The following is a 25,846-nucleotide window of genomic DNA, read 5'->3' as shown; positions in this document are numbered from 1 at the left end:
CATGATATATGTGCATCTGCCCGCACTGCAATCGACCTGCGGCCAATTGCGCCTGTGCCGATCATCCGCTAGGCCTTTGCCGAAACAATCCTTTGGGGGGACTGCAATGCTGCGGCTTGTGATGACGATATGTGTGTTGGGCCTGCTGACGGCCTGTGGCGGCGCCAGGGACCTGGATGAAAAACCGGTGCCGCTTGGCAATTTCAACCTGCTGCACAACGTCGTTGTCGCCCCCAAGGCACAAAAGGGTCCGCTCAGCCGCGATGCGACCGAAGAACAGCTGACCACGGCTGTGCATGACGCCATTGCCCAGCGGTTTGATCGCTATGACGGTGACAGCAACTATCACTTTGGTGTGTCCGTCGAAGGCTATGTTCTGGCTGCCCCCGGCGTGCCGCTGGTCCTGTCACCCAAGTCGATCCTGATCATCAATCTGACGGTCTGGGACGATGCGGCCGGCAAGAAACTGACCGACAAGCCGCATACGATCACCGTTCTGGAAACCTTTGGCACCGGCACGGTCGTGGGATCGGGCTATACGCTGTCCGCCGAGGAACAGTTGGAACAGCTGTCCCAGAATGCGGCCAAGGCGATCGAACGGTATCTGGTCAAGCAAATGAAGGAAGAGGGCTGGTTTGTCACCACAGGGTCGGGGCGTCCCGGCGCTGCGGTCGCCACAGCGGCTGTCGCCGCCGAATAAGGCGCGCAATGACCAGCCCCCGTGACTTTTGTGCACATCCCCACAGGGGCAAAAGGGTGAAGACCGCTTGATTTTCCTGCGTAATGGCAATACATGCCGCGCGGAACACATCTGGGTCCAAATGGATTCCGCAAACAAAAAGGGTGCCGAGACATGGCAAAGGCAAAGTTTGAACGTAACAAACCACACGTTAACATCGGCACAATCGGCCACGTTGACCACGGCAAAACCACGCTGACAGCTGCGATCACCAAATACTTTGGTGACTTCAAAGCCTATGACCAGATCGATGGCGCGCCCGAAGAGAAAGCCCGCGGTATCACCATTTCGACCGCCCACGTCGAATATGAAACCGAAAGCCGCCACTACGCGCACGTCGACTGCCCCGGCCACGCCGACTACGTCAAGAACATGATCACCGGTGCCGCGCAGATGGACGGCGCGATCCTGGTTGTGAACGCGGCCGACGGCCCGATGCCGCAAACGCGCGAGCACATCCTGCTGGGCCGCCAGGTGGGCATCCCCTACATGGTTGTCTACATGAACAAAGTGGACCAGGTGGACGACGAAGAACTGCTGGAACTGGTGGAAATGGAAATCCGCGAGCTGCTGTCCTCGTACGAGTACCCCGGCGACGACATTCCGATCATCCCCGGCTCGGCTCTGGCTGCCATGGAAGGCCGCGATCCCGAGATCGGTGAAGAGTCGATCAAGAAACTGATGGCCGCTGTTGACGAATACATCCCGACACCCGAGCGTGCCGTGGACCAGCCGTTCCTGATGCCCGTCGAAGACGTGTTCTCGATCTCGGGCCGTGGTACCGTTGTGACCGGCCGTATCGAGCGTGGCGTGATCAACGTGGGCGACGACATCGAAATCGTCGGCATCCGCGACACCAAGAAAACCACCTGCACAGGCGTGGAAATGTTCCGCAAACTGCTGGATCGTGGTGAAGCCGGCGACAACATCGGCGCCCTGCTGCGCGGCATCGACCGTGAAGGCGTTGAGCGTGGTCAGGTTCTGTGCAAACCCGGTTCGGTGAACCCGCACACCAAGTTCGAAGCCGAAGCCTATATCCTGACCAAGGATGAGGGTGGCCGTCACACGCCGTTCTTCGCGAACTACCGTCCGCAGTTCTACTTCCGCACCACCGACGTGACCGGCACCGTGAACCTGCCCGAAGGCACGGAAATGGTTATGCCCGGCGACAACCTGAAGTTCGACGTCGAGCTGATCGCGCCGATCGCCATGGAGCAGGGCCTGCGCTTTGCGATCCGTGAAGGCGGCCGCACCGTCGGCGCCGGCGTGGTGTCGAAAATCACCGAGTAAGCCGCTTGTGCGGGTCTTCGGACCCGCATGACGCTTCCATCGAAAAGGCCGCAGCATATGCTGCGGCCTTTTTGTGTTTCGGGGTGTGCCGCATAGTGACTTGCAAAACCCGTACAAAAGATCGTTTCTGTGGTGCAAAGCCAAACCGCCGTTGATCTACACAAAAGGATTGCGCCAAGTGAGCGAACCGTCACCCCCTGTCGACCTGCGTCTGCGTGAGTGTCCGAACTGGACCTATCTGCTGCGGGAATTTGACGTGCTCTATCGCAATGGCACTGCGGGCGGCAGCCCGTCGATCCGCAGCCACCGCAAACGGGTGCGTGACAGGCTGTCGGCCTGCGTGGCCTCCAACCCTGTGGTCGTGGCGCGCCCGCACGAGGCAAAACCTGTAACCGCCCATTTCGCCCGCGCGCTCGATCTGGGCGAACGCTCTTCAATGCAGGGCATGGCGCGGGCGCTGCGCGAGGTGCGCGGCGATCTGACGTGGGAATACGGCTATGAGAAACTGCCCAGGGCGCTGGCGCAGAAATATGCCTATTGCGAGGTTCTGGGGCCTAAGGGGCCGGTGCAATCCGACAGCCTGATCCTTGGCTTCGTGCTGTTCGCCCCCGCCACCACATATCCCCAGCACAGCCATCAGGACATCGAGGAAAGCTATATTTCGGTCTCGGGCGCCTGGTCGGAAAACGACACGGCCGTCTATGCGCCGGGGTCGCTGATTTTGAACCGTCCGGGGGACGAGCACCGGATCACCACCGGAGAGCTGGACCCCTGCCTGCTGGCCTATGCGTGGACGGGCGCTGCGGGGCGGCTGGCCGAGCCGATGATGAAACTGACCGGAACGCGCAAGGCCAGATCGCGGGGGCCGTATTAGGTAGCTGCCGGATCCTTGTGACAGACCGCTTCCAGACGGTTGCCATCGGGGTCGGTGACGAAGGCCGCGTAATATGTGGCACTGTATTCCGGGCGCAATCCGGGCGGGCCTGCATCGACCCCGCCCGCTTCTAGGGCGCGGGCATAAAACCGGTCGACGCTGGCGCGATCCGCTGCGCGAAAGGCGACATGGGTGCCGTGCCGTGCAGAGGATTCGTCAAGTTGCAGGCCAAAATCCTCACCGTCTTTGACGCCATAGGTCAGCATGGTCGCATTTTCCCAAAGCAGCGGCAGACCCAGCGCGGGCATGACATGATTATAGAATTGTCGTGCTTTCTGGATGTCGCAAATGCCAAGCGTCACATGGTCGAAAATAGATGGCATCGGTCGCCTTTCCTGCGGTTGAAACGGTGACTTTGATTCTGCGCACCTTCGCTTTGCAGTTCAAGCCTTGGTAAACCGGTGCTGCCCAGCGGGCCAATTGGCGGGTGACAAGCGCCCCTTGGGCTGGCACATCATGACGCATGACACGATCCTTTGCCGACCCGACACAAATGCACCCTGTGATGTTGCCCGATGGCACGCCGCATCCTGGCACCGTGTTCCTGAAACCTGCCTTGTCGCATCCGCGCATCTTCGTGGGCGATTACACCTATGCCAGCGCCCATGTGCCGCCCGCCGACTGGGCCGGGCATCTGGCCCCCTACCTTTACGATTTCTCGCCCGAAGCCTTGCACATCGGCAAGTTCTGCCAGTTTGCCGATGGCGTGCAGTTCATCACAGCCTCGGCCAATCACCGCTATGACGGGTTCTCGTCCTTTCCCTTTGCCATTTTCGGTGGCGGTGAGATGGCGGGGCGTCCGTCGATGCCGGATGCGGGGCCTGATACCGTGATCGGCCATGATGTGTGGATCGGACAGGGCGCGCGCATCCTGCCCGGGGCGCGGATCGGCTGTGGCGTGATTGTCGGGGCCGGTGCGGTGGTATCAGGGCAGGTTCCGGATTACGCGATTGTCAGCGGCAACCCGTCCCGCGTGATGCGGATGCGTTTCGATGCAGACACCGTGGCAGCGCTGCTGGATATCGCGTGGTGGGACTGGCCCATCGACCGCATTCTGGCGCATGAGGCCGCGATTTGCGGCGCGGATCTGGCCGCCTTGCGCGGATAACCGACGGAATCGCACCGGCGCATCGTATCACCTGACATTGCTTCAGAGGGTTTTTCCAATGCTGTTCACATTCCGCAGCTTCCTGCTTCTCAGCCTGCTCGAAACCGGTGCGATCTTCGGGTTCTTTTATGCATGGGTCTGCTCGACCATGTGGGGGCTGGATGGCGCGCGCCCCGAGATTGCAATCGCCGCGATGCAGGCAATGAATGCCTCGGTGCGCAACGGCGTCTTTGCAGTCAGCTTTTTCGGCACGCCGCTGGTGTTGCTGGCGACGGTGATTATGGCCTTTGTCACCGCCCACCGCAGGGCAGGGGTGATTCTGGCGGCGGCTTTGGTTTTTTCCGTGACGTCCGTTGTGGCGACGATGGCGGTGAATGTTCCGATGAACCAGGCGCTGGCCCTGGTCAGCCTGCCCTCTGATCGGGCGGCCGAGATTTGGGCGGCCTATTCGGGGCCATGGCAGTTGTGGAACAGCCTGCGCACGCTGACCAGCGGTGTTGCGCTGCTGCTGGTCGGTGTCGCGTTGATGCAGGCGCAGCACCGCACCTGACGATCCCTGGCATTAATGGGTCCAGACCCGAAAACACTCTTGCAATGCAGCCGCGTGCCGCGTAATCACGCAGCGATCGCGTAGGGGTATAGCTCAGCTGGTAGAGCGACGGTCTCCAAAACCGTAGGTCGAGGGTTCGAACCCTTCTGCCCCTGCCATCATCCTCCAGAACAGTTTTGCAAAGCTTCGCCTGTTTCGGGCGCACGGCTGTATGTGTTCCTGTGGAAAAGGTGAATGGTCAACAGCCTTGCCTTTGACGGTCGGAACATGAACTGTCGAATTGGGTAAGTCGTCATGAGTTGCCCCGGACCGACGGAGGACCATGTGAAACGGCGACTGGCGGCGATTCTGGCGGCGGATGTATCTGATTACGGTGCCCTCGTTCAAAGCGACGAGATGACGGCCGTCCGCACCGTGCGTGGGCATATCAGCGCATTCGAGCCGCAGATTGCGCTGCATCACGGGCGGATGGTCAAAACGATGGGCGATGGCTTTCTGGCTGAATTCGGCTCGGTCGTTGATGCTGTTGCATGTGCTGCCATCCTGCAAAAGATCGCGCTGGAGCGGAACCACAAGATTGCCATTTCCGAACGCGCCGTGTTTCGCATGGGCGTTCATGCCGGAGACATTCTTGAGGAAGCAGAGGACATCTTTGGTGACGGGGTGAATATTGCCGCCCGTCTCGAAAGCCTGGCCGCGCCCGGATCGGTTCTGATTTCGGCCAAAGTGTTCGAAGACGTCGACCGGCGTCTGGATCTGACGTTCAAGGATCTGGGCCTGAAAACCCTCAAGAACATCGAAAAACCCGTTCAGGTTTACCAGCTTGAGACTGATGGCGTGCACCCTGTAAGTCTGGCGCATCCCGAACTGCCGGAAAAACCGTCCATTGCGATCCTGCCGTTCAAGGTGTTTTCGAACGGGGATGAAGACGAATTTCTGGCGGACAGTCTGGCCGAGGATCTGACCACTGTGCTGTCGGGGGTGCCGTGGCTGTTTGTCATCGCGCGCAATTCGGCATTCACCTACAAGGGGCTGGTGGTTGATATCCGCGAAATCGGTGCAGAACTTGGCGTGCGCTACATCGTCGAGGGCAGCCTGCGGCGGTCGACCGACCGGATCAGGGTTTCGGTACAGCTGGCAGACGCTTCGGACCGTCGCCAGATCTGGGCTGACCGCTATGATGGCCAGCTGAACGATATCTTTGAATTTCAGGACGTCGTGACCAGCAAGATTGCCACAACAATAGCGCCACAGCTTCAGGCGCTCGAAATCCAGCGGTCAATGCGCAAACGTCCCACCGACCGGTCGGCTTACGAGCTGTTCCTCTCGGCGCTGGGGTGCCTCAACAGTGCAAGAATCACCGAGGCCGAGCAGATATTGGAAAGCGTGATACAGGCCTATCCCGACTATGCCAGTGCCAAGGCGGTTCTGGCGTGGTGCACCACGCTGCGGGTCGCATGGCAATCCGCCGACGAGTCGGATGCCCTGCGCGAGAAAGGCGTCGCTTTGGCACGCGCGGCGCTGGGCAGTGCGCAGTGCGACGTCGAAACCCGCGCCTATGCGGGTTATGCGATTGCCTTTCATTTCTATGACATCGAACGCGGCAAGGAGCTGGTCGCCGAAGCTGTCGAGCTGTGCCCCAGTTTTGCCTGGGCCTGGGTGTCGCGTGCGCTGCTGGAAGCGTTTTTTGGGGATCCGGCCAAAGGTATCGCCTATGGCGAAACAGCGCTGAGATTGAACCACCTGGACCCGCTGGTCTTTCGCACATATATGGCGCTGACCAATTGTTATATCGGGTTGGGCGACAACGCGAACGCCCTTGGTCATGCCGAAAGGGGATTGCTGCGAAATCCCAATATCGTCGGCTTGCAGGTCTTGAAGACGGTTGCGTTGCATCGGCTTGGACAACAGTCCGAGGCGACGGCAGAAGCCGCGAACCTGATCGGGCGGCACCCCGGATTCCGCGTGTCCAAGTTCACGCTGCACACCGGAAAGTTCGCAAATATCTCTGATGTTGCGGGTGCGTTGCTGGCCAGTGGCCTGCCCGAGTAGCGCGGGGCCGGCCGGAAACAGCGCCACAGTTTCGCCATAATGCCGCCGCCGTCATTGCGCATTCTGCCTTTATGTCGGCATGGTTTGTTAATGTCTGCCAAAGGTTCCCCCATGTCCGATTCTGCCAAAGCGGATCTTGGTCCCGACACGCTGTCTCTGATCCGTGATCTGGTGACCGATGAAAATGTTACCCCCGAAGCCCCCCGCGCGCCGTCACCACGCGCGCAGATGGCAGCGACACCTGTTGAACATGTGGCTGTGACAGCAGGGCCGGCACGCCGCGCCACGCAGGGGCGGGCAAAGGACGCCTTGCATCGTGTTGTCGCCCGCCTGCGCGGCTTTCGCCCCAGCCGTCGCCAGATCATCTGGGCCGCCATTGCGCTGGTCGTGGTGCTGCGTCCTGCATGGGTTGTTCTGGCGCTGGTGCTTGGCCTGTTTCTGGTTCTGGGCGTGTTTCTGGCCTTCGGGCCCGACCGGCTGTGGGCGGGCACGGTCGCCCTGTTGAAGTGGTACATCGCCCGCGCACCCGAACGCGGGGCGCGGCTGGCCGCATGGATCGACGGGTTTGCCTATCGTTGGGACAGTCTGCTGGACCTGTTCCCCGATGGCTGGGTCGATGCTCTGTATCTGCCCGACCTGCAATCGGTGCTTGAGGCTGATGACCGCCACGACGCCGTCATGGCCACGCGTCTGCAACGCTTGCAGGACCAATCCCCCGATCAGGGTGCCGCCGCCTGAGGCCGGCACCTGCAAGGGGCCTTGAATTCGCAGCCGCAGCCCGTTACATGGGCCGGACCAATCCGATAGGAGCCTGTCATGGCCACCACCAATCCGCTGCAATTCATCCAGCAAGTGCGCACCGAAGTCAGCAAGGTCGTTTGGCCGACGCGGCGCGAGGTCATGCTGACCACCGTGATGGTGTTCATCATGGCGGCGCTGGTTGCCGTGTTTTTTGCGCTGGTCGACATCCTGATCCGCGGCGGCTTGCAGCAAATTCTGACGATGTTCGGCTAAGCGTAACGCTGTCAGCCGTTCCTTGCCAAAAGCCCCACAAACCCGATCAAGGCCTTGAAACTCTGCGATTGTCGGAGTAGACGGCAACCCTGACCTGACAGAGGGCGTGCGGCGATTCGTGTTGCGCGCCGATTTTTTGTTCAGGTCAGTCGGGCCAAGTGTCTGAAAATTATTAAGAATTTGACACGTCTTCGTGTCGCACCAAGAGAGGCAGACGAGCTTATGGCGAAACGGTGGTATTCGGTCAGTGTTCTTTCGAACTTCGAAAAGAAAATTGCCGAGCAAATTCGCACCTCCGCCGTCGAGCAGCAGCTCGAAGGTGAGATCGACGAAGTTCTGGTGCCGACCGAAGAGGTCATCGAGGTGCGCCGCGGCAAGAAGGTCACGACCGAGCGTCGCTTTATGCCCGGTTATGTGCTGGTCCACATGGAGATGTCCGACCGCGGATATCACCTGATCAGCTCGATCAACCGCGTCACCGGTTTCCTGGGCCCCCAAGGGCGCCCGATGCCGATGCGCGACGCCGAGGTAAACCAGATCCTGAACCGCGTTCAGGAAGGCGAAGACAGCCCGCGCACTCTGATCCACTTTGAAGTGGGCGAGCGCGTCAAGGTGAACGACGGTCCGTTCGAGGATTTCGATGGCATGGTCGAAGAAGTTGATGAAGATGCGCAGCGCCTCAAGGTGACGGTGTCGATCTTCGGGCGCGAAACGCCCGTGGAACTGGAATTCACTCAGGTCACCAAACAGATGTGAGTGTGAATTGTGGGAGGCGAGGGTGCCGCGGCATCCAAACCGGACCACACAACGCAAAGCCCCAAGGGACGCGTCCTGCGGGGGTTGAAACAGGAGAAGGCCCATGGCCAAGAAACTCGTCGGCACTATGAAGTTGCAAGTGCCCGCCGGTCAAGCAAACCCCTCCCCGCCGGTCGGTCCGGCGCTGGGTCAGCGCGGCATCAACATCATGGAATTCTGCAAGGCGTTCAACGCCAAGACAGCAGACATGGAGCCCGGTGCGCCGTGCCCGACCGTGATCACATATTACCAGGACAAGTCCTTCACCATGGACATCAAGACGCCCCCGGCGTCCTACTTCCTGAAAAAAGCGGCCAAGGTGAAGTCTGGTGCGAAAACGCCCAGCCGTGAAACCGTCGGGACTGTGACAACCAAGCAGATCCGCGAAATCGCCGAAGCGAAGATGAAAGACCTGAACGCCAATTCGATCGAAGCGGCGATGCAGATCATCCTGGGCTCTGCCCGCTCTATGGGCATCGAGGTGAAGTAAGATGGCAAAGTTCGGAAAACGCACCACCGCCGCCCGCGCAGCTTTCGCTGGCAAAGAGAACCTGTCGGTCGAAGACGCAATTGCGCTGATCCAGGGCAACGCCAAGGCCAAGTTCGACGAAACCGTCGAGATTTCGATGAACCTGGGTGTTGACCCCCGTCACGCGGACCAAATGGTGCGTGGCGTGGTTGGCCTGCCCAACGGCACCGGCAAAGACGTGCGCGTCGCTGTTTTCGCCCGTGGTCCCAAGGCCGACGAAGCCAAAGCAGCCGGAGCCGACATCGTTGGCGCCGAGGACCTGATGGAAATCGTGCAAGGCGGCAAGATCGAATTCGATCGCTGCATCGCAACACCCGACATGATGCCGATCGTCGGCCGTCTGGGTAAGGTTCTGGGCCCCCGCAACCTGATGCCGAACCCCAAAGTGGGCACGGTCACCATGGATGTGGCGGACGCGGTCAAAGCTGCCAAAGGCGGCGAAGTCCAGTTCAAGGCCGAAAAAGCGGGCGTCGTGCACGCCGGCGTTGGCAAGGTTTCGTTCGACGCGGCCAAGCTGGCTGAAAACATCCGCGCCTTTGTTGGTGCCGTGGCCAAGGCGCGTCCCGCCGGTGCCAAAGGTACTTACATGAAAAAGGTCTCGCTCAGCTCCACAATGGGCCCGGGCGTGTCGGTTGACGTGGACAACGCGGTTACCGAGTAAGTTTTTCGGGGCAGGGGAAACCTTGCCCCGCACAAGATCCCGCGCAAGCGGGTTGGCGGGGACGCCTTTGTGGTTTCCCCGTTCTGTCCGAGACGGAGGGTGAATGCAGCCGCATTCATAATTCCTTCCTGAGATGGGAAACGAGATTTAAAGGATCCGCAACGCGGTGATTTTGGCCTCGGTCCCTGAAGCGGACCTAAGTGGTGACCCTTTGGGTTGCTGAATTGAGCCGGGGGGAAACCCCCATACTTGGAGTGAAACTGTGGATAGAGCCCAGAAAGAGAAAGTGGTCGAGGAACTCGGCCAAATCTTCGAAAGCTCTGGCGTCGTTGTGGTTGCCCACTACGCCGGTCTGACAGTTGCGAACATGCAAGATCTGCGTGCCCGTGCCGCCGAGCACGGAAGCGCAGTGCGTGTTGCCAAAAACAGGCTCGCCAAAATCGCCCTTGGTGGAAAGCCGTGCGAAAGCATCGGTGACCTCCTGACGGGTATGACCGTTCTGACCTTCTCCGAAGATCCCGTGGCTGCTGCCAAGGTGTCCGAGGACTTCGCCAAAGACCACGACAAATTCGTGATCCTTGGCGGTGCCATGGGTGAGAACGCTCTGGACCGGGCTGGTGTTACAGCTGTGTCGAAAATGCCTTCGCGCGAGGAGCTTATTGCTTCGATCGTGGGCTGCATCGCCGCACCTGCAAGCAACATCGCCGGGGCCATTGGCGCGCCTGCAAGCAACATCGCGTCCATCTTGTCCACAATCGAGGACAAGGCGGCTGCATAAAGCAACGTCATACTGGCGTGTGGTTGACCCATCACGTTGGAACACACATATCGTAACGGAAAGAGCTGAACATGGCTGATCTGAAAAAACTGGCAGAAGACATCGTTGGTCTGACCCTGCTGGAAGCACAAGAACTGAAAACAATCCTCAAAGACGAGTACGGCATCGAGCCCGCCGCTGGTGGCGCTGTGATGATGGCTGGTCCTGCTGACGCCGGTGGCGCAGCCGAGGAAGAGAAGACTGAATTCGACGTCGTTCTGAAAAACGCAGGCGCATCGAAAATCAACGTCATCAAAGAAGTCCGCGGCATCACAGGCCTGGGCCTGAAAGAAGCCAAAGACCTGGTCGAAGCCGGTGGCAAGATCAAAGAAGGCGTGTCGAAAGACGAAGCCGAAGAAATCAAAACCAAGCTGGAAGCAGCTGGCGCTGAAGTCGAACTGGCGTAAGCCAACCGCATGGGGCTTGCCCCATGTCGCATTCAAGGCTGGACCCGGAGTTTTCCGGGTCCAGCCGAACCTGTCTTGGCAAGGGCTTCTGAATGAAGCGTTTTCCAGGATGTGGTTTCAAAGGTCGGGAGGCACTCGGTGGGACGAGGGCCATGAATTGACCGAAACCCAACCATCTCGACTGGGCGGTGTACCGTGGCCCGACGGTGCGCGCGCTCGCAGAGAATCTGAAAGGTGACAGTTCACATGGCGCAATCCTTCCTTGGCCAGAAACGTCTTCGTAAATACTACGGCAAAATCCGCGAAGTGCTGGAAATGCCGAACCTGATCGAGGTCCAGAAATCCTCGTACGATCTTTTCCTGAACTCCGGCGACGCGGAAACCCCCACCGATGGTGATGGTATTCAGGGCGTGTTCCAATCGGTTTTCCCGATCAAGGATTTCAATGAAACCTCGATCCTTGAATACGTCAAATACGAGCTGGAAAAGCCGAAATACGACGTTGAGGAATGCCAGCAACGTGACATGACCTATAGCGCGCCGTTGAAAGTGACGCTGCGCCTGATCGTGTTTGATGTCGACGAAGACACAGGCGCGAAATCGGTCAAAGACATCAAAGAACAAGACGTGTTCATGGGCGACATGCCCCTGATGACGCCGAACGGCACTTTTGTCGTGAACGGCACCGAACGTGTGATCGTTTCCCAGATGCACCGTTCGCCGGGCGTGTTTTTTGACCACGACAAGGGCAAAACCCACTCTTCGGGCAAACTGCTGTTCGCCTGCCGCATCATTCCCTACCGCGGCAGCTGGCTGGACTTTGAATTCGACGCCAAGGACATCGTGTTCGCACGCATCGACCGCCGTCGGAAGCTTCCTGTCACGACCCTGCTTTATGCACTGGGTCTGGACCAGGAGGCGATCATGGACGCCTACTATAACACGATCACGTTCAAGCTGGAGAAGAACAAGGGCTGGGTCACGCCGTTCTTCCCCGACCGCGTGCGCGGCACCCGTCCCACATATGATCTGGTGAACGCAGCTTCGGGCGAAGTGATTGCGGAAGCCGGCAAGAAAATCACCCCCCGCGCGGTCAAACAGATGATTGACGCAGGCGATGTTGAAAACCTGCTGGTGCCCTTCGATCACATCGTTGGCAAATTCGCAGCCAAGGACATGATCAACGAGGAAACCGGCGCGATCTACATCGAAGCCGGTGACGAGCTGACGCTTGAGTATGACAAAGACGGCGATCTGATCGGCGGCACAGCCAAAGAGCTGATCGACGCAGGCATCACCGAGATCCCCGTGCTGGACATCGACAATATCAATGTCGGTCCCTACATGCGCAACACGATGCACAACGACAAGAACATGAACCGCGACACCGCGCTCATGGATATCTATCGCGTGATGCGTCCGGGCGAGCCGCCCACCGTCGAAGCGGCAAGCAACCTGTTCGACACGCTGTTCTTTGACAGCGAACGTTACGACCTGTCGGCTGTTGGCCGCGTGAAAATGAACATGCGTCTGAATCTGGACGCAGACGACACCCAGCGCACGCTGCGCCGCGAAGACATCGTGGCCTGCATCAAGGCGCTGGTCGATCTGCGCGATGGCCGTGGCGACATCGACGACATTGACCACCTGGGCAACCGCCGTGTGCGGTCCGTTGGCGAGCTGATGGAAAACCAGTACCGCGTCGGCCTGCTGCGCATGGAACGTGCGATCAAGGAACGTATGTCCTCGGTCGAAATCGACACCGTGATGCCGCAGGATCTGATCAACGCCAAACCGGCGGCCGCTGCCGTGCGCGAATTCTTCGGCTCGTCGCAGCTGTCGCAGTTCATGGACCAAACCAACCCGCTGTCCGAAGTGACACACAAACGCCGCCTGTCGGCGCTTGGGCCGGGCGGTCTGACCCGCGAGCGTGCCGGTTTTGAGGTGCGTGACGTTCACCCGACCCACTATGGCCGGATGTGTCCGATTGAAACGCCCGAAGGTCCGAACATCGGTCTGATCAACTCGCTGGCCACCTTTGCCCGCGTGAACAAATACGGCTTTATCGAAACACCTTACCGCGTCGTCAAGGACTCGGTGGTGACGGATGAAGTGCACTACATGTCCGCGACCGAGGAAATGCGTCACACGGTGGCGCAGGCGAACGCCAACCTCGACGAGAACATGCGCTTTGTGAACGATCTGGTGTCGACACGGAAATCGGGCGACTACACGCTGTCCCCGAACGAAAACGTCGACCTGATCGACGTGTCGCCGAAACAGCTGGTTTCGGTCGCGGCATCGCTGATCCCGTTCCTTGAAAACGACGACGCCAACCGCGCCCTGATGGGGTCGAACATGCAACGTCAGGCCGTGCCGCTTCTGCGGGCCGAGGCGCCGCTGGTCGGCACCGGCATCGAAGAAGTCGTGGCGCGCGATTCCGGCGCTGCGATCATGGCGAAACGGGCCGGTATCATCGACCAGGTCGATGCGACCCGGATCGTTGTGCGTGCCACGTCCGATCTGGAGCTGGGCGACGCGGGTGTGGACATCTACCGCATGCGCAAATTCCAGCGTTCGAACCAGAACACCTGTATCAACCAGCGTCCGCTGGTCAAAGTGGGTGACACCGTTCAGAAGGGCGAAGTGATTGCCGATGGTCCGTCCACTGATATGGGCGAACTGGCTCTGGGTAAAAACGTGGTCGTCGCGTTCATGCCCTGGAACGGCTACAACTACGAAGACTCGATCCTGATTTCCGAGCGCGTGTCGCGCGATGACGTCTTTACCTCGATCCATATCGAGGAATTCGAAGTCGCCGCCCGTGACACCAAGCTTGGGCCAGAGGAAATCACCCGCGACATCCCCAACGTCGGTGAAGAAGCGCTGCGCAACCTCGACGAGGCTGGCATCGTGTACATCGGCGCGGATGTTGAACCGGGCGATATTCTGGTCGGCAAGATCACACCCAAGGGCGAAAGCCCGATGACGCCGGAAGAAAAGCTGCTGCGCGCCATCTTTGGTGAAAAAGCATCGGACGTCCGCGATACCAGCTTGCGTGTGAAACCGGGTGACTTCGGCACAGTCGTCGAAGTGCGCGTGTTCAACCGTCACGGCGTCGAAAAAGACGAACGCGCCCTGCAAATCGAGCGTGAAGAAGTCGAAAGCCTGGCCCGTGACCGCGACGACGAACTCGCGATCCTTGACCGCAACATCTATGCCCGTCTGGGTGACATGCTGCTGGGCAAGGAAGTGGCCAAGGGTCCCAAGGGCGTGAAAGCCGGCAGCACCGTCGACGCCGACATGCTGGACGCATACCCGCGTTCGGCATGGTGGCAGATTGCCGTGAAAGACGAGCAGTCGGCACAGGTGATCGAGGCTCTGAACGAGCAGTACGAAGTGCAAAAGCGCACTCTGGACGCCCGTTTCGAGGACAAGGTCGAGAAAGTGCGCCGTGGTGACGACCTGCCGCCGGGCGTGATGAAGATGGTCAAAGTCTTTGTCGCGGTGAAGCGCAAGCTGCAACCGGGCGACAAGATGGCGGGCCGCCACGGGAACAAAGGGGTTATCTCCAAAGTGGTTCCCATGGAGGACATGCCGTTCCTTGCGGACGGTACGCCGGTCGACTTCTGTCTGAACCCGCTGGGCGTGCCGTCGCGCATGAACGTCGGTCAGATTCTCGAAACCCACATGGGCTGGGCGTCTCGTGGCCTTGGCATCAACGTGGACGAGGCATTGCAGGAATACCGCCGGTCGGGTGACCTGACCCCGGTGCGCGAAGCGATGCATCTGGCCTATGGCGACGATGTCTACGACGAGGGCATCAAGGACATGGAAGAGGATGTGCTGCTGGAAGCGGCGGGCAACGTGACCCGCGGCGTTCCGATCGCCACGCCCGTCTTTGACGGTGCAAAAGAGGCGGACGTGAACAACGCTCTCAGCCGCGCAGGCTTTGACACATCCGGTCAGTCGATCCTGTTCGACGGTCGCACAGGCGAGCAGTTTGCCCGCCCCGTGACCGTTGGCATGAAGTACCTGCTGAAACTGCATCACCTTGTGGACGACAAAATCCACGCGCGTTCGACCGGGCCGTACAGCCTGGTCACCCAGCAGCCGCTGGGTGGTAAGGCGCAATTCGGTGGCCAGCGCTTTGGTGAGATGGAAGTCTGGGCTCTGGAAGCCTACGGCGCCGCCTACACCCTGCAGGAAATGCTGACAGTCAAGTCGGACGACGTTGCCGGACGGACGAAAGTCTATGAAAGCATCGTCAAGGGCGAGGACAACTTTGAAGCCGGCGTGCCGGAGAGCTTCAACGTTCTGGTCAAAGAAGTCCGTGGCCTCGGCCTGAACATGGAACTCCTGGACGCTGAGGAAGACGAATAACGGCGGCGGGCGGGAATACTCCCGCCCTCCCGTTCACCTCTTCCAATGCCTCCCTTTCAAGGATTTGAAAATGAACCAGGAACTGACAAACAACCCGTTCAACCCGCTCACACCCCCCAAGGTGTTCGACGAAATCAAGGTCTCGCTGGCGTCGCCAGAGCGGATCCTGTCGTGGTCGTTCGGCGAGATCAAGAAACCCGAAACCATCAACTACCGCACGTTCAAGCCCGAGCGTGACGGCCTGTTCTGCGCGCGCATCTTTGGCCCGATCAAAGATTACGAATGCCTGTGCGGCAAATACAAACGCATGAAGTATCGCGGCGTCGTCTGCGAAAAATGCGGCGTTGAAGTTACCCTGCAAAAGGTCCGCCGCGAGCGGATGGGCCACATCGAGCTGGCCTCGCCGGTTGCGCATATCTGGTTCCTGAAATCGCTGCCCTCGCGCATCGGCCTGATGCTGGACATGACACTGCGTGATCTGGAACGCGTGCTGTATTTCGAAAACTACGTTGTCATCGAACCCGGCCTGACGGACCTGACTTACGGTCAGATGCTGACCGAAGAAGAATTCATGGACGCGCAGGACGCATACGGCATGGACGCTTTCACCGCCAACATCGGCGCCGAAGCGATCCGTGAAATGCTGTCGATGATCGACCTTGAAGCCGAAGCAGACAACCTGCGTGCGGATCTGAAAGAGGCAACAGGCGAACTGAAGCCCAAGAAGATCATCAAGCGTCTGAAAGTCGTGGAAAGCTTCCTGGAATCCGGCAACCGCCCCGAGTGGATGGTTCTGACCGTGATCCCCGTGATTCCGCCTGAACTGCGCCCGCTGGTGCCGCTGGACGGTGGCCGCTTTGCCACGTCGGATCTGAACGACCTGTACCGCCGCGTGATCAACCGGAACAACCGTCTGAAGCGTCTGATCGAACTGCGTGCACCGGACATCATCGTGCGCAACGAAAAGCGGATGTTGCAGGAATCCGTCGACGCATTGTTCGACAACGGCCGTCGTGGCCGCGTCATCACCGGAGCCAACAAGCGCCCGCTGAAGTCGCTGTCGGACATGCTGAAGGGGAAGCAAGGCCGCTTCCGTCAGAACCTTTTGGGCAAACGCGTCGACTTTTCGGGCCGTTCGGTTATCGTGACCGGCCCCGAACTGAAGCTTCACCAATGTGGTCTGCCCAAGAAGATGGCGTTGGAGCTGTTCAAGCCGTTCATCTATTCGCGCCTTGAAGCCAAGGGCCTGTCCTCCACCGTGAAGCAGGCCAAGAAGCTGGTTGAAAAGGAACGCCCCGAGGTTTGGGACATCCTGGACGAGGTTATCCGCGAACACCCCGTCATGCTGAACCGTGCGCCGACGCTGCACCGTTTGGGCATTCAGGCGTTCGAACCGATCCTGATCGAAGGCAAGGCGATCCAGCTGCACCCGCTGGTCTGCTCGGCCTTTAACGCCGACTTTGACGGTGACCAAATGGCGGTTCACGTGCCTCTCTCGCTGGAAGCCCAGCTGGAAGCGCGCGTTCTGATGATGTCGACCAACAACGTTCTGTCGCCTGCCAACGGCGCGCCGATCATCGTTCCCTCGCAGGATATGATCTTGGGTCTGTACTACACGACCCTGGAGCGCACCGGCATGAAGGGCGAAGGCATGGTCTTCGGCTCGATCGACGAAGTGCAGCACGCGCTGGACGCCGGTGTGATCCACCTTCACTCCAAGATCACCGCACGGATTCCGCAGATCGACGACGACGGTCAGGAAATCATGAAGCGTTATGAAACCACGCCGGGCCGTGTCCGTCTGGGTGCGCTTCTGCCGTTGAACGCCAAGGCGCCCTTCGATCTGGTCAACCGTCTTCTGCGCAAAAAAGAAGTGCAGCAGATCATTGATACCGTTTACCGGTATTGCGGCCAGAAAGAGAGCGTCATCTTCTGTGACCAGATCATGACCATGGGCTTCCGCGAGGCGTTCAAGGCCGGGATTTCGTTCGGTAAAGACGACATGCTGATCCCCGAAACCAAGTGGACCATCGTTGATGAGACACGCGAACTGGTGAAGGACTTTGAACAGCAGTACATGGACGGCCTGATCACTCAGGGTGAAAAGTACAACAAAGTTGTCGACGCCTGGTCGAAGTGTAACGACAAGGTCACCGACGCCATGATGGGCGCGATTTCGGCGGTGCAAATCGACGAAACCGGAGCCGAAATGGAGCCGAACTCGGTCTACATGATGGCCCACTCCGGTGCGCGTGGCTCGGTCACCCAGATGAAACAGCTGGGCGGGATGCGCGGTCTGATGGCGAAGCCGAACGGCGACATCATCGAAACGCCGATCATCTCGAACTTCAAGGAAGGTCTGACCGTTCTTGAATACTTCAACTCGACCCACGGCGCCCGCAAAGGTCTGTCGGACACCGCGTTGAAAACAGCGAACTCGGGTTACCTGACCCGTCGTCTGGTGGACGTGGCCCAAGACTGTATCGTGCGCATGATCGACTGCGGCACCGAAAACTCGATCACGGCTGTCGCGGCTGTGAACGACGGTGAAGTCGTGTCGTCGCTGTCCGAGCGTGTTCTGGGCCGTGTCGCGGCCGAGGACGTGCTGAAACCCGGCACCGACGAAGTTCTGATCGCACATGGCACGTTGATCGACGAACGCATGGCAGATGCCGTTGAAGAAAACGCGGTTGCGTCCATGCGCATTCGTTCGCCATTGACCTGCGAGGCGGAAGAGGGCGTTTGCGCCACCTGCTACGGTCGTGACCTTGCGCGCGGTACGCGCGTCAACACCGGCGAAGCGGTCGGCATCATCGCCGCCCAATCCATCGGTGAACCCGGCACACAGCTGACGATGCGGACATTCCACATCGGCGGCGTTGCGCAGGGCGGCCAGCAATCCTTCCTGGAAAGCAGCCACGCTGGTAAGGTCCAGATCGAAAACGGTATCACCATCGAAAACGAAGCCGGTGAAACCATGGTCATGGGCCGGAACATGAAGCTGGCGATCCTCGACGAAAACGGTGAAGAGCGTGCCAGCCACAAGGTCGGCTATGGTTCGAAACTGTTCGTCAAGGACGGCGAGACCATCGCGCGTTCGGCCAAGCTGTTCGAATGGGATCCCTACACGCTGCCGATCATCGCGGAAAAAGCGGGTACAGCCAAATTTGTCGATCTGGTCAGCGGTATCGCCGTCAAGGACGAGACCGATGATGCGACAGGCATGACCCAGAAGATCGTGATCGACTGGCGCGCGGCCCCCAAGGGCAACGAGCTGAAGCCGGAAGTGATCCTTGTGGGTGAAGATGGCGAACCGGTCCGCAACGATGCGGGCAACCCGGTAACCTATCCGATGTCTGTGGATGCGGTTCTGTCGATCGAAGACGGCCAGGAGATCAAGGCCGGTGAAATCGTCGCGCGTATCCCGCGTGAAGGGTCCAAAACCAAGGACATCACCGGTGGTCTGCCGCGTGTGGCCGAACTGTTTGAGGCACGCCGCCCCAAAGACCACGCCATCATCGCGGAAATCGACGGCTATGTGCGCTTTGGCAAGGACTACAAGAACAAGCGCCGCATCGCGATCGAAAGCTCGGAAGATCCGGATCACAAGGTCGAGTACATGGTGCCCAAGGGCAAGCACATTCCCGTGGCCGAAGGTGACTTTGTCCAGAAGGGCGATTACATCATGGACGGCAACCCGGCCCCCCACGACATCCTTGCCATCATGGGTGTCGAGGCGCTGGCGGACTACATGATCGACGAAGTGCAGGACGTTTACCGCCTCCAAGGTGTGCGGATCAACGACAAGCACATCGAAGTCATCGTGCGCCAGATGCTGCAAAAGTGGGAGATCCAGGAAAGCGGCGATACCACGCTGCTCAAGGGCGAACACGTCGACAAGCAGGAATTCGATCAGGCCAACGCCAAGGCGATTTCCAAAAAAGGCCGTCCCGCAACGGGCGAACCGATCTTGTTGGGCATCACCAAGGCAAGCTTGCAAACCCGCAGCTTCATCTCGGCGGCGTCGTTCCAGGAAACCACACGCGTTCTGACCGAAGCATCGGTTCAGGGCAAACGCGACAAGCTGGTCGGCCTGAAAGAGAACGTCATCGTGGGTCGTCTGATCCCTGCGGGCACCGGTGGTGCAACACAGCAGATGCGCAAGATCGCCACAGACCGCGACAACGTCGTGATCGAGGCGCGCCGCGAAGAGGCGGAGAAGGCAGCAGCCCTGGCCGCACCCGAGCCGCGGGCTCAGGACGACGTGGTGGGTGGCGACGTGTTCAACACCATCATTTCGGACGACGAAAGCCGCGATTGATCGCACGGAAACGACTTTGCGAAAGCCCCCGGTGTTCCGGGGGCTTTTTGCGTTTCAGGGCAGGGCGGCCACGGTTCTGGCACGCGGGGTCCCGAAAATGCGCAAGGGGGCTTTTTCGTTACATGATCATCGCTTAGCGTGAGTTCGGAACAGAACAGGACGCGGCATGGCGGACGAAAGCAAAGTACAGATCAAAGGGTTGATCCGGTTTTCCTATCTGTCGGAAAACGGCTTTGCCAATTCCCGTCAGGGCATCGAGAAAACGCGGGCGATGCTTTATGATCCCGACCGGCTGGAGCGCCGGTTCGCATGGTTTGAAAAGCTGGCTTTTCACACGCTGGCCTTGCAGGACGACACCGATTTTTCCGCCGCCATCCTGATCGGAGACAGCTTTCCTGATGCGGCGCGCACACGTCTGGAAAAGCTGGTGGCGGGGTTTGCCCCTGCGCAGATCGTGGCACTGCCGCCGATGACCCATGTACAGGCGGTCAAACAGGCCTATTTCGCGCTGCCCGATGACCCCGATGCCACCCATATCGCCACTTTCCGTCAGGACGACGACGACGGAATGCACCGCACGACCACGGCCCGCATCCGCAAGATGGCCGATGCCTTGCTGGCTGCGCGGTCTGACGATACGCCCTTTGTCATCGGCTTCAATCGCGGGTTCTACCTGAACACAAATGCCGAACCGATGCTGTCCGAACGCTTTGAACGGACCCCGCTGGGGATCGGGTTGACGCTGGTGGCGCGCAAGGGCGATCATGCCACGGTGTTCCGCCGCAACCACCGCCAGTTTACGCAGTTCTATGATTGCTACACCGAAGTCGGCACGCCGATGTTCATCCGCTCGGTGCATCAGGACAACGATTCAGCAGCCGAACCGTCGGGCCGCGAAGGCAGCTTGCGCCCGCGCGGGATTCAGCGCGTCTTGCGCAACGGTTTCGGGCTGACGCCCGAGATGCTGGAAGGCCTTTGATGTCGCCGAATGTCCTGGGCGCGCTGTTGATGATGGCGTCGATGGCCTGTTTCACCTTCAATGACACAGCGGTCAAACTGACCGGCGGGGCGTTGCCACTGGGCCAGTTGCTGACCTTGCGGGGCATCTTTTCGACGCTGCTGATCTTTGCGCTGGCGCGTTATCTGGGTGCATTGCGCTTTGATCTGCGGTGGCGCGACTGGATGCTTGTCGGCATCCGCTCGGCCAGCGAAATCGCGGCGGCCTATTTCTTTATCACGGCGCTGATGAACATGCCGCTGGCGAATGTCTCGGCGATCTTGCAGGCCCTTCCGTTGACCGTGACATTGGGCAGCGCCCTGGTGTTCCGCGAGGCCGTGGGCTGGCGACGGGCCGTCGCCATCGGGGTGGGCTTTGTCGGCATGTTGCTGATCGTGCGGCCGGGGCCCGAGGGGTTCAATGTCTGGTCGCTCTACGGGCTGGCCGCAGTGGTGTCGGTGACGGTGCGCGATCTGGCGACGCGGCGCCTGTCGCCAGACGTGCCGGGCCTGACCGTCACACTCAGCGCGGCGGTGGCGGTGCTGCTGTTCTTTGCGGTTTTCAGTCTGGGCGAGACATGGCAGCCGGTCACACCGCGCCTGTGGGCACTGCTGGTGGCGTCGTCGGTGTTTATCTTTGGCGGTTATTATTTCAGCGTGCAGGTGATGCGCACCGGCGACATCGCCTTTATCGCGCCGTTCCGTTACACGGGGTTGATCTGGGCGCTGGTGCTGGGCTGGCTGGTGTTTGGCGACTGGCCAACACCTTTGACCCTGCTGGGGGCGGGCATCGTGGTGGGCATGGGCCTGTTCACGCTGTACCGCGAACGTCAGTTGCTAGGGTCCAGACCCTAAATCGCTGAATACAACTGCCGGACATGATCGGCGTCGATGTTGAACACGGCGCGCAAATGCGCCTCGCCGTCGGCGTCCAGAAGTTCCAGCGGCACCGGCTTGACGTTCTTCTTCTGGCGGCTGTCGTTAAAATCATTGTGCCCGCGCAGCACCATGTCTTCGTTGGTGATCGTGACTGTTGGCATGTTCTGCGCCACCTTCACATGGGCAAAGTTCATCACGCTTTGAATGATCTTCGGTTTGAACATCAGCGCCAGCCCGGCGGTGGTATAGGGCAGCTTGGTCGCGGTCGCCTCGATGCCCTTGGCGGAGGCGCGGGCGAGAAAGCCCTGGTTGAAATCGATGGCCAGATAGCGGTTCTTGTTCGCCAGCCCTTTGACATCCCGCGCCACCTCGCGCAGGCGTTCGACATAGCGCACGCCCACGGCATCATCGTCGTCCATACGGAATTGCAGGCAATGTTCGCCGTCAAAGGCACGCACCTCGTTGATCGCATCCTGCATGATCTTGCGGTGCCGGCGCGGCGGATAGGCGGCAATGATGGCCTGGGGAATATCGGCCAGCAGGGCCTCCAGCCGTTGCCGGTACAGGTCGGGCAGGCTGTCCCCGATCACTACGAGAAAGGTAAAGTCGGGGTCGGTCTGCGCGCGCAGCGGGGGCAGGGTGATGGTTTCAAAGGTGGCAAAGCGTTCTTCCATCCGCGCGGGGGCATAGAGATAGGCAATCCGCTCTTCCAGCGTGGGGTGATCCACCTGAAAGCCGCCAATTGCAGGGTAGGAAAACCGGCACAGCCCGATCACTTGCATTGCTATGCCCTTTGCTCGATATACCGCCCGACCATGACAAGCCGTGCGCGCCTGCGCAAGGTGCTGCTGTCGGTCGGTGCTGTTGACACCCGCTGCGACTCCCCCTATACGCGCGACATCTCGGTGAGGGAGCGGCCTGCTCTCGTCCCGAAATCAGAATTGAAGTGCTCACGAACCGGTCTCCTATGGACCCGTTCCTCTGGAAACACACCGCAACGTTCGCCTCGGTACGGGAACGTCGCGGTCTTTTCTGCATTCGCGCACCAAGCGCAACGTATACCGCATCTTTCGGGGTGCAACTGAACAGGTCCGTGGACGCGCGGACAATTGAATTGAAACCGCGGGATTTTCCCGCAGCACATGTGTAAGACGGGGAAAAAACCGGAATGCCAACGATCCAACAGCTGATCCGCAAGCCGCGCCAGCCTAAAATCCGACGTTCGAAATCGACGCACCTGCAAGAATGCCCGCAAAAGCGCGGCGTTTGCACACGCGTTTATACAACAACGCCCAAGAAACCGAACTCGGCGATGCGCCGCGTTGCGAAGGTCCGCCTGACCAACGGTTTCGAAGTCATCAGCTACATCCCGGGCGAAGGCCACAACCTTCAGGAGCACTCTGTGGTTCTGATCCGTGGCGGCCGTGTAAAAGACCTTCCCGGTGTCCGTTACCACGTTCTGCGTGGCGTTCTGGACACCCAAGGCGTCAAGGACCGGAAACAACGTCGTTCGAAATACGGCGCGAAACGTCCGAAGTAATGGTTCGCGCTTTTGCCCGCCACGGGTGAAAGCGCACCGGTCTGACCGCGGCCTGGCTGCGGGGCAGATCCAAATTCGCTCTCGCATCTTGCGAAACAAATCAAATTGCTGCCAGCCCGGTCATCATGACAGCTGCGCGGCCACCGTAGAGGGAAGCTGAGGATGTCACGTCGTCACGCTGCTGAAAAACGCGAAGTCCTGCCGGACGCCAAGTATGGCGATAAGGTTCTGACAAAATTCATGAACAACCTGATGCTGGACGGTAAGAAATCGACCGCCGAGCGCATCGTTTACAACGCACTTGAGCGCGTTGAAGGCAAAATCAAACGCGCCCCCGTGGAAGTGTTCCACGAAGCGCTGGAAAACATCAAACCCTCCGTCGAAGTGCGTTCGCGCCGCGTTGGTGGTGCGACATACCAGGTTCCCGTCGAAGTGCGCCCCGAGCGCCGCGAGGCCCTGGCGATCCGCTGGTTGATCAAAGCCAGCCGCGCACGGAACGAAAACACCATGGAAGAGCGCCTTGCAGGCGAGCTGATGGATGCCGTTCAGTCCCGCGGCACCGCGGTGAAAAAGCGCGAAGACACACACAAGATGGCCGACGCCAACAAAGCGTTCAGCCATTATCGTTGGTAATACGTCGGTTCTCCGACGCAATCTCTGAGGAAGCAGCCCAATGGCACGCGATTATCCGCTCGACCGCTACCGCAACTTCGGCATCATGGCACACATTGATGCCGGCAAAACCACCTGTTCGGAACGCATCCTGTTCTATACAGGCAAGTCGCACAACATCGGTGAGGTGCACGACGGCGCCGCAACCATGGACTGGATGGAACAAGAGCAAGAGCGTGGGATCACCATCACCTCGGCTGCGACCACTACGTTCTGGGAACGCACCGAAGACGGTGAGACACCCGACACGCCCAAGCACCGCATGAACATCATCGACACCCCCGGCCACGTTGACTTCACCATTGAAGTCGAACGTTCGCTGGCGGTTCTCGATGGTGCGGTTGCCGTTCTCGACGCCAACGCCGGTGTCGAGCCGCAAACCGAAACCGTGTGGCGTCAGGCCGACCGCTACAAGGTTCCGCGTATCGTGTTCGTCAACAAGATGGACAAGATCGGCGCAGATTTCTTCAACTGCGTGCGCATGATCCAGGACCGCACCGGCGCGACACCGTGCCCGATCCAGATTCCGATCGGTTCCGAGACCGAGCTGGAAGGCATGGTCGACCTGGTCACCATGGAAGAGTGGGTCTGGGAAGGCGAAGATCTGGGCGCAAGCTGGGTCAAGAAGCCGATCCGCGACAGCCTGAAAGATCTGGCTGACGAATGGCGCGCGAAAATGATCGAGATCGCCGTCGAAATGGACGACGACGCGATGGAAGCATATCTGGAAGGCGAAGAGCCCGACGTGCCGACACTGCGCCGCCTGATCCGTGCCGGTACACTGGGGATCAAATTCATCCCCGTTCTGTGTGGTTCCGCGTTCAAGAACAAAGGCGTCCAGCCTCTGCTGAACGCCGTGATCGACTATCTGCCGTCGCCGATGGACGTTGTCGATTACATGGGCTTCAAACCCGGTGACGAAACAGAAACACGTAACATCCCGCGTCGCGCGGATGATGCAATGGCGTTCTCGGCGCTGGCGTTCAAAATCATGAACGACCCCTTCGTCGGCACCCTGACCTTCACACGCATCTACTCGGGCGTGCTGAACAAGGGCGACACGCTGTTGAACTCGACCAAGGGCAACAAAGAACGTGTTGGCCGTATGATGATGATGCACTCGAACGAGCGTGAAGAAATCACCGAAGCGTTCGCGGGCGACATCATCGCGCTGGCCGGTCTGAAGAACACCACAACCGGTGACACGCTTTGCGCCGTCAACGACCCTGTTGTTCTGGAAACGATGACCTTCCCCGATCCCGTGATCGAGATCGCCGTCGAGCCCAAGACCAAAGCCGACCAGGAAAAAATGTCGATGGGCCTGCAACGTCTGGCCGCCGAAGACCCCTCCTTCCGTGTCGAGACCGATATCGAATCCGGTCAGACCATCATGAAAGGCATGGGCGAACTTCACCTGGACATCCTGGTTGACCGTCTCAAGCGTGAATTCAAGGTCGAGGCCAACATCGGTGCGCCGCAGGTGGCCTATCGTGAAACCATCGGTCACGAAGTCGAACACACTTACACCCACAAGAAACAGTCGGGTGGTTCGGGTCAGTTCGCCGAGGTGAAAATGATCATTTCGCCGACAGAGCCGGGCGAAGGCTTCTCGTTCGAAAGCCGCATCGTTGGTGGTTCGGTGCCCAAGGAATACATCCCGGGCGTTGAAAAAGGCATCCGTTCGGTCATGGACAGCGGCCCGTTGGCCGGCTTCCCCGTGATCGACTTCAAGGTTGCGCTGATCGACGGTAAGTTCCACGACGTTGACTCGAGCGTTCTGGCGTTCGAAATCGCGGCGCGGATGTGTATGCGTGAAGGTATGCGCAAAGCCGGTGCGAAGATGCTGGAACCGATCATGAAAGTCGAAGTTGTGACACCGGAAGAATACACCGGCGGCATCATCGGCGACCTGACATCGCGTCGCGGTCAGGTTCAGGGTCAGGATACCCGCGGCAACGCGATTGCGATCGACGCATTCGTGCCGCTGGCCAACATGTTCGGCTACATCAACACCCTGCGTTCGATGTCTTCGGGCCGTGCGAACTTTACCATGCAGTTCGACCACTACGAAGCTGTGCCGCACAACATCTCGGAAGAGATCCAGTCCAAATTCGCGTAACGGGATGGCGGGGGAAACCCCGCCCTACCCAACTTAAGTA

General features: G+C 59.6%; 22 protein-coding genes and 1 tRNA gene. 21 read left to right on the top strand and 2 right to left on the bottom strand.

Annotation, left to right across the window (positions count from 1 at the left end; translation table 11 throughout):
* Positions 1–106: 106 nt before the first annotated feature.
* The 3 genes from DSM107133_RS15370 (at position 107) to DSM107133_RS15360 (ending at position 2,903) form a co-directional block, all read left to right on the top strand.
* Positions 107–700, top strand: a complete 594-nt coding sequence (locus tag DSM107133_RS15370) for a hypothetical protein (protein ID WP_240310580.1) — start codon at positions 107–109, stop codon at positions 698–700.
* Positions 701–853: 153 nt separating this feature from the next.
* The gene (tuf, locus tag DSM107133_RS15365) at positions 854–2,029 is read left to right on the top strand and encodes an elongation factor Tu (protein ID WP_243253567.1); all 1,176 of its coding nucleotides are present in this window, start codon (positions 854–856) and stop codon (positions 2,027–2,029) included.
* Positions 2,030–2,207: 178 nt separating this feature from the next.
* Positions 2,208–2,903, top strand: coding sequence for a dimethylsulfonioproprionate lyase family protein (locus DSM107133_RS15360; protein WP_114294182.1), 696 nt, complete (start codon positions 2,208–2,210; stop codon positions 2,901–2,903).
* Here the strand turns inward: DSM107133_RS15360 and DSM107133_RS15355 are convergent.
* Positions 2,900–3,286 (bottom strand): VOC family protein, encoded by a 387-nt coding sequence (locus tag DSM107133_RS15355; protein WP_205387848.1) that lies wholly within the window; start codon positions 3,284–3,286, stop codon positions 2,900–2,902. The genes DSM107133_RS15360 and DSM107133_RS15355 overlap by 4 nt on opposite strands.
* Positions 3,287–3,426: 140 nt before the next feature.
* Between DSM107133_RS15355 and DSM107133_RS15350 the strand changes: the two genes are divergently transcribed.
* The 15 genes from DSM107133_RS15350 to DSM107133_RS15280 all read left to right on the top strand — a co-directional run bounded on the left by DSM107133_RS15350 (position 3,427) and on the right by DSM107133_RS15280 (position 21,451).
* Positions 3,427–4,071 (top strand): CatB-related O-acetyltransferase, encoded by a 645-nt coding sequence (locus DSM107133_RS15350; RefSeq protein ID WP_114294183.1) that lies wholly within the window; start codon positions 3,427–3,429, stop codon positions 4,069–4,071.
* A gap of 58 nt (positions 4,072–4,129) precedes the next feature.
* A complete protein-coding gene (locus DSM107133_RS15345) occupies positions 4,130–4,621 on the top strand; it encodes an anthrone oxygenase family protein (protein WP_114294184.1) in 492 nt (163 codons plus the stop codon).
* 82 nt (positions 4,622–4,703) lie between these two features.
* Positions 4,704–4,779: transfer RNA gene (locus DSM107133_RS15340), tRNA-Trp, on the top strand.
* A 166-nt stretch (positions 4,780–4,945) separates the two neighbouring features.
* Positions 4,946–6,673, top strand: a complete 1,728-nt coding sequence (locus DSM107133_RS15335) for an adenylate/guanylate cyclase domain-containing protein (protein WP_162792070.1) — start codon at positions 4,946–4,948, stop codon at positions 6,671–6,673.
* Positions 6,674–6,784: 111 nt separating this feature from the next.
* Positions 6,785–7,411: a hypothetical protein gene (locus tag DSM107133_RS15330; RefSeq protein ID WP_114294186.1), complete on the top strand. Its 627-nt coding sequence runs from the start codon at positions 6,785–6,787 to the stop codon at positions 7,409–7,411.
* A gap of 78 nt (positions 7,412–7,489) precedes the next feature.
* Positions 7,490–7,687, top strand: coding sequence for a preprotein translocase subunit SecE (gene secE, locus DSM107133_RS15325; protein ID WP_114294187.1), 198 nt, complete (start codon positions 7,490–7,492; stop codon positions 7,685–7,687).
* 222 nt (positions 7,688–7,909) lie between these two features.
* Positions 7,910–8,443, top strand: a complete 534-nt coding sequence (gene nusG / locus DSM107133_RS15320) for a transcription termination/antitermination protein NusG (RefSeq protein ID WP_114294188.1) — start codon at positions 7,910–7,912, stop codon at positions 8,441–8,443.
* 103 nt (positions 8,444–8,546) lie between these two features.
* Positions 8,547–8,972: a 50S ribosomal protein L11 gene (gene rplK, locus DSM107133_RS15315; protein WP_028957946.1), complete on the top strand. Its 426-nt coding sequence runs from the start codon at positions 8,547–8,549 to the stop codon at positions 8,970–8,972.
* A gap of 1 nt (position 8,973) precedes the next feature.
* On the top strand, positions 8,974–9,672 hold the full coding sequence (gene rplA, locus DSM107133_RS15310) for a 50S ribosomal protein L1 (protein ID WP_114294189.1): 699 nt from the start codon (positions 8,974–8,976) through the stop codon (positions 9,670–9,672).
* 262 nt (positions 9,673–9,934) lie between these two features.
* Positions 9,935–10,450, top strand: a complete 516-nt coding sequence (rplJ, locus tag DSM107133_RS15305) for a 50S ribosomal protein L10 (RefSeq protein WP_114294190.1) — start codon at positions 9,935–9,937, stop codon at positions 10,448–10,450.
* 71 nt (positions 10,451–10,521) lie between these two features.
* Positions 10,522–10,896: a 50S ribosomal protein L7/L12 gene (gene rplL / locus DSM107133_RS15300; RefSeq protein WP_028957949.1), complete on the top strand. Its 375-nt coding sequence runs from the start codon at positions 10,522–10,524 to the stop codon at positions 10,894–10,896.
* A gap of 246 nt (positions 10,897–11,142) precedes the next feature.
* The gene (gene rpoB, locus DSM107133_RS15295) at positions 11,143–15,279 is read left to right on the top strand and encodes a DNA-directed RNA polymerase subunit beta (protein ID WP_114294191.1); all 4,137 of its coding nucleotides are present in this window, start codon (positions 11,143–11,145) and stop codon (positions 15,277–15,279) included.
* A gap of 70 nt (positions 15,280–15,349) precedes the next feature.
* On the top strand, positions 15,350–19,600 hold the full coding sequence (rpoC, locus tag DSM107133_RS15290; RefSeq protein ID WP_114294192.1) for a DNA-directed RNA polymerase subunit beta': 4,251 nt from the start codon (positions 15,350–15,352) through the stop codon (positions 19,598–19,600).
* Positions 19,601–19,766: 166 nt separating this feature from the next.
* Entirely contained in the window at positions 19,767–20,579 is an 813-nt protein-coding gene (locus tag DSM107133_RS15285; protein ID WP_114294193.1) for a glycosyltransferase, read from the top strand.
* Entirely contained in the window at positions 20,579–21,451 is an 873-nt protein-coding gene (locus DSM107133_RS15280) for a DMT family transporter (RefSeq protein ID WP_114294194.1), read from the top strand. The genes DSM107133_RS15285 and DSM107133_RS15280 overlap by 1 nt, the downstream gene beginning before the upstream one ends.
* Here the strand turns inward: DSM107133_RS15280 and DSM107133_RS15275 are convergent.
* Positions 21,448–22,257, bottom strand: a complete 810-nt coding sequence (locus DSM107133_RS15275; RefSeq protein WP_114294195.1) for a putative rhamnosyl transferase — start codon at positions 22,255–22,257, stop codon at positions 21,448–21,450. The two genes, DSM107133_RS15280 and DSM107133_RS15275, sit on opposite strands and share 4 nt — an antisense overlap.
* A gap of 386 nt (positions 22,258–22,643) precedes the next feature.
* Between DSM107133_RS15275 and rpsL the strand changes: the two genes are divergently transcribed.
* The 3 genes from rpsL to fusA all read left to right on the top strand — a co-directional run bounded on the left by rpsL (position 22,644) and on the right by fusA (position 25,806).
* Positions 22,644–23,015, top strand: a complete 372-nt coding sequence (gene rpsL / locus DSM107133_RS15270; protein WP_028957955.1) for a 30S ribosomal protein S12 — start codon at positions 22,644–22,646, stop codon at positions 23,013–23,015.
* 162 nt (positions 23,016–23,177) lie between these two features.
* Positions 23,178–23,648 (top strand): 30S ribosomal protein S7, encoded by a 471-nt coding sequence (rpsG, locus tag DSM107133_RS15265; RefSeq protein WP_114294196.1) that lies wholly within the window; start codon positions 23,178–23,180, stop codon positions 23,646–23,648.
* A 40-nt stretch (positions 23,649–23,688) separates the two neighbouring features.
* Positions 23,689–25,806, top strand: a complete 2,118-nt coding sequence (gene fusA / locus DSM107133_RS15260; protein ID WP_114294197.1) for an elongation factor G — start codon at positions 23,689–23,691, stop codon at positions 25,804–25,806.
* Positions 25,807–25,846: the final 40 nt, after the last annotated feature.

It is taken from the genome of Pseudosulfitobacter sp. DSM 107133, assembly GCF_022788695.1.
Classification (GTDB): domain Bacteria; phylum Pseudomonadota; class Alphaproteobacteria; order Rhodobacterales; family Rhodobacteraceae; genus Pseudosulfitobacter.
This window is presented reverse-complemented; position numbering and strand designations above follow the sequence as displayed.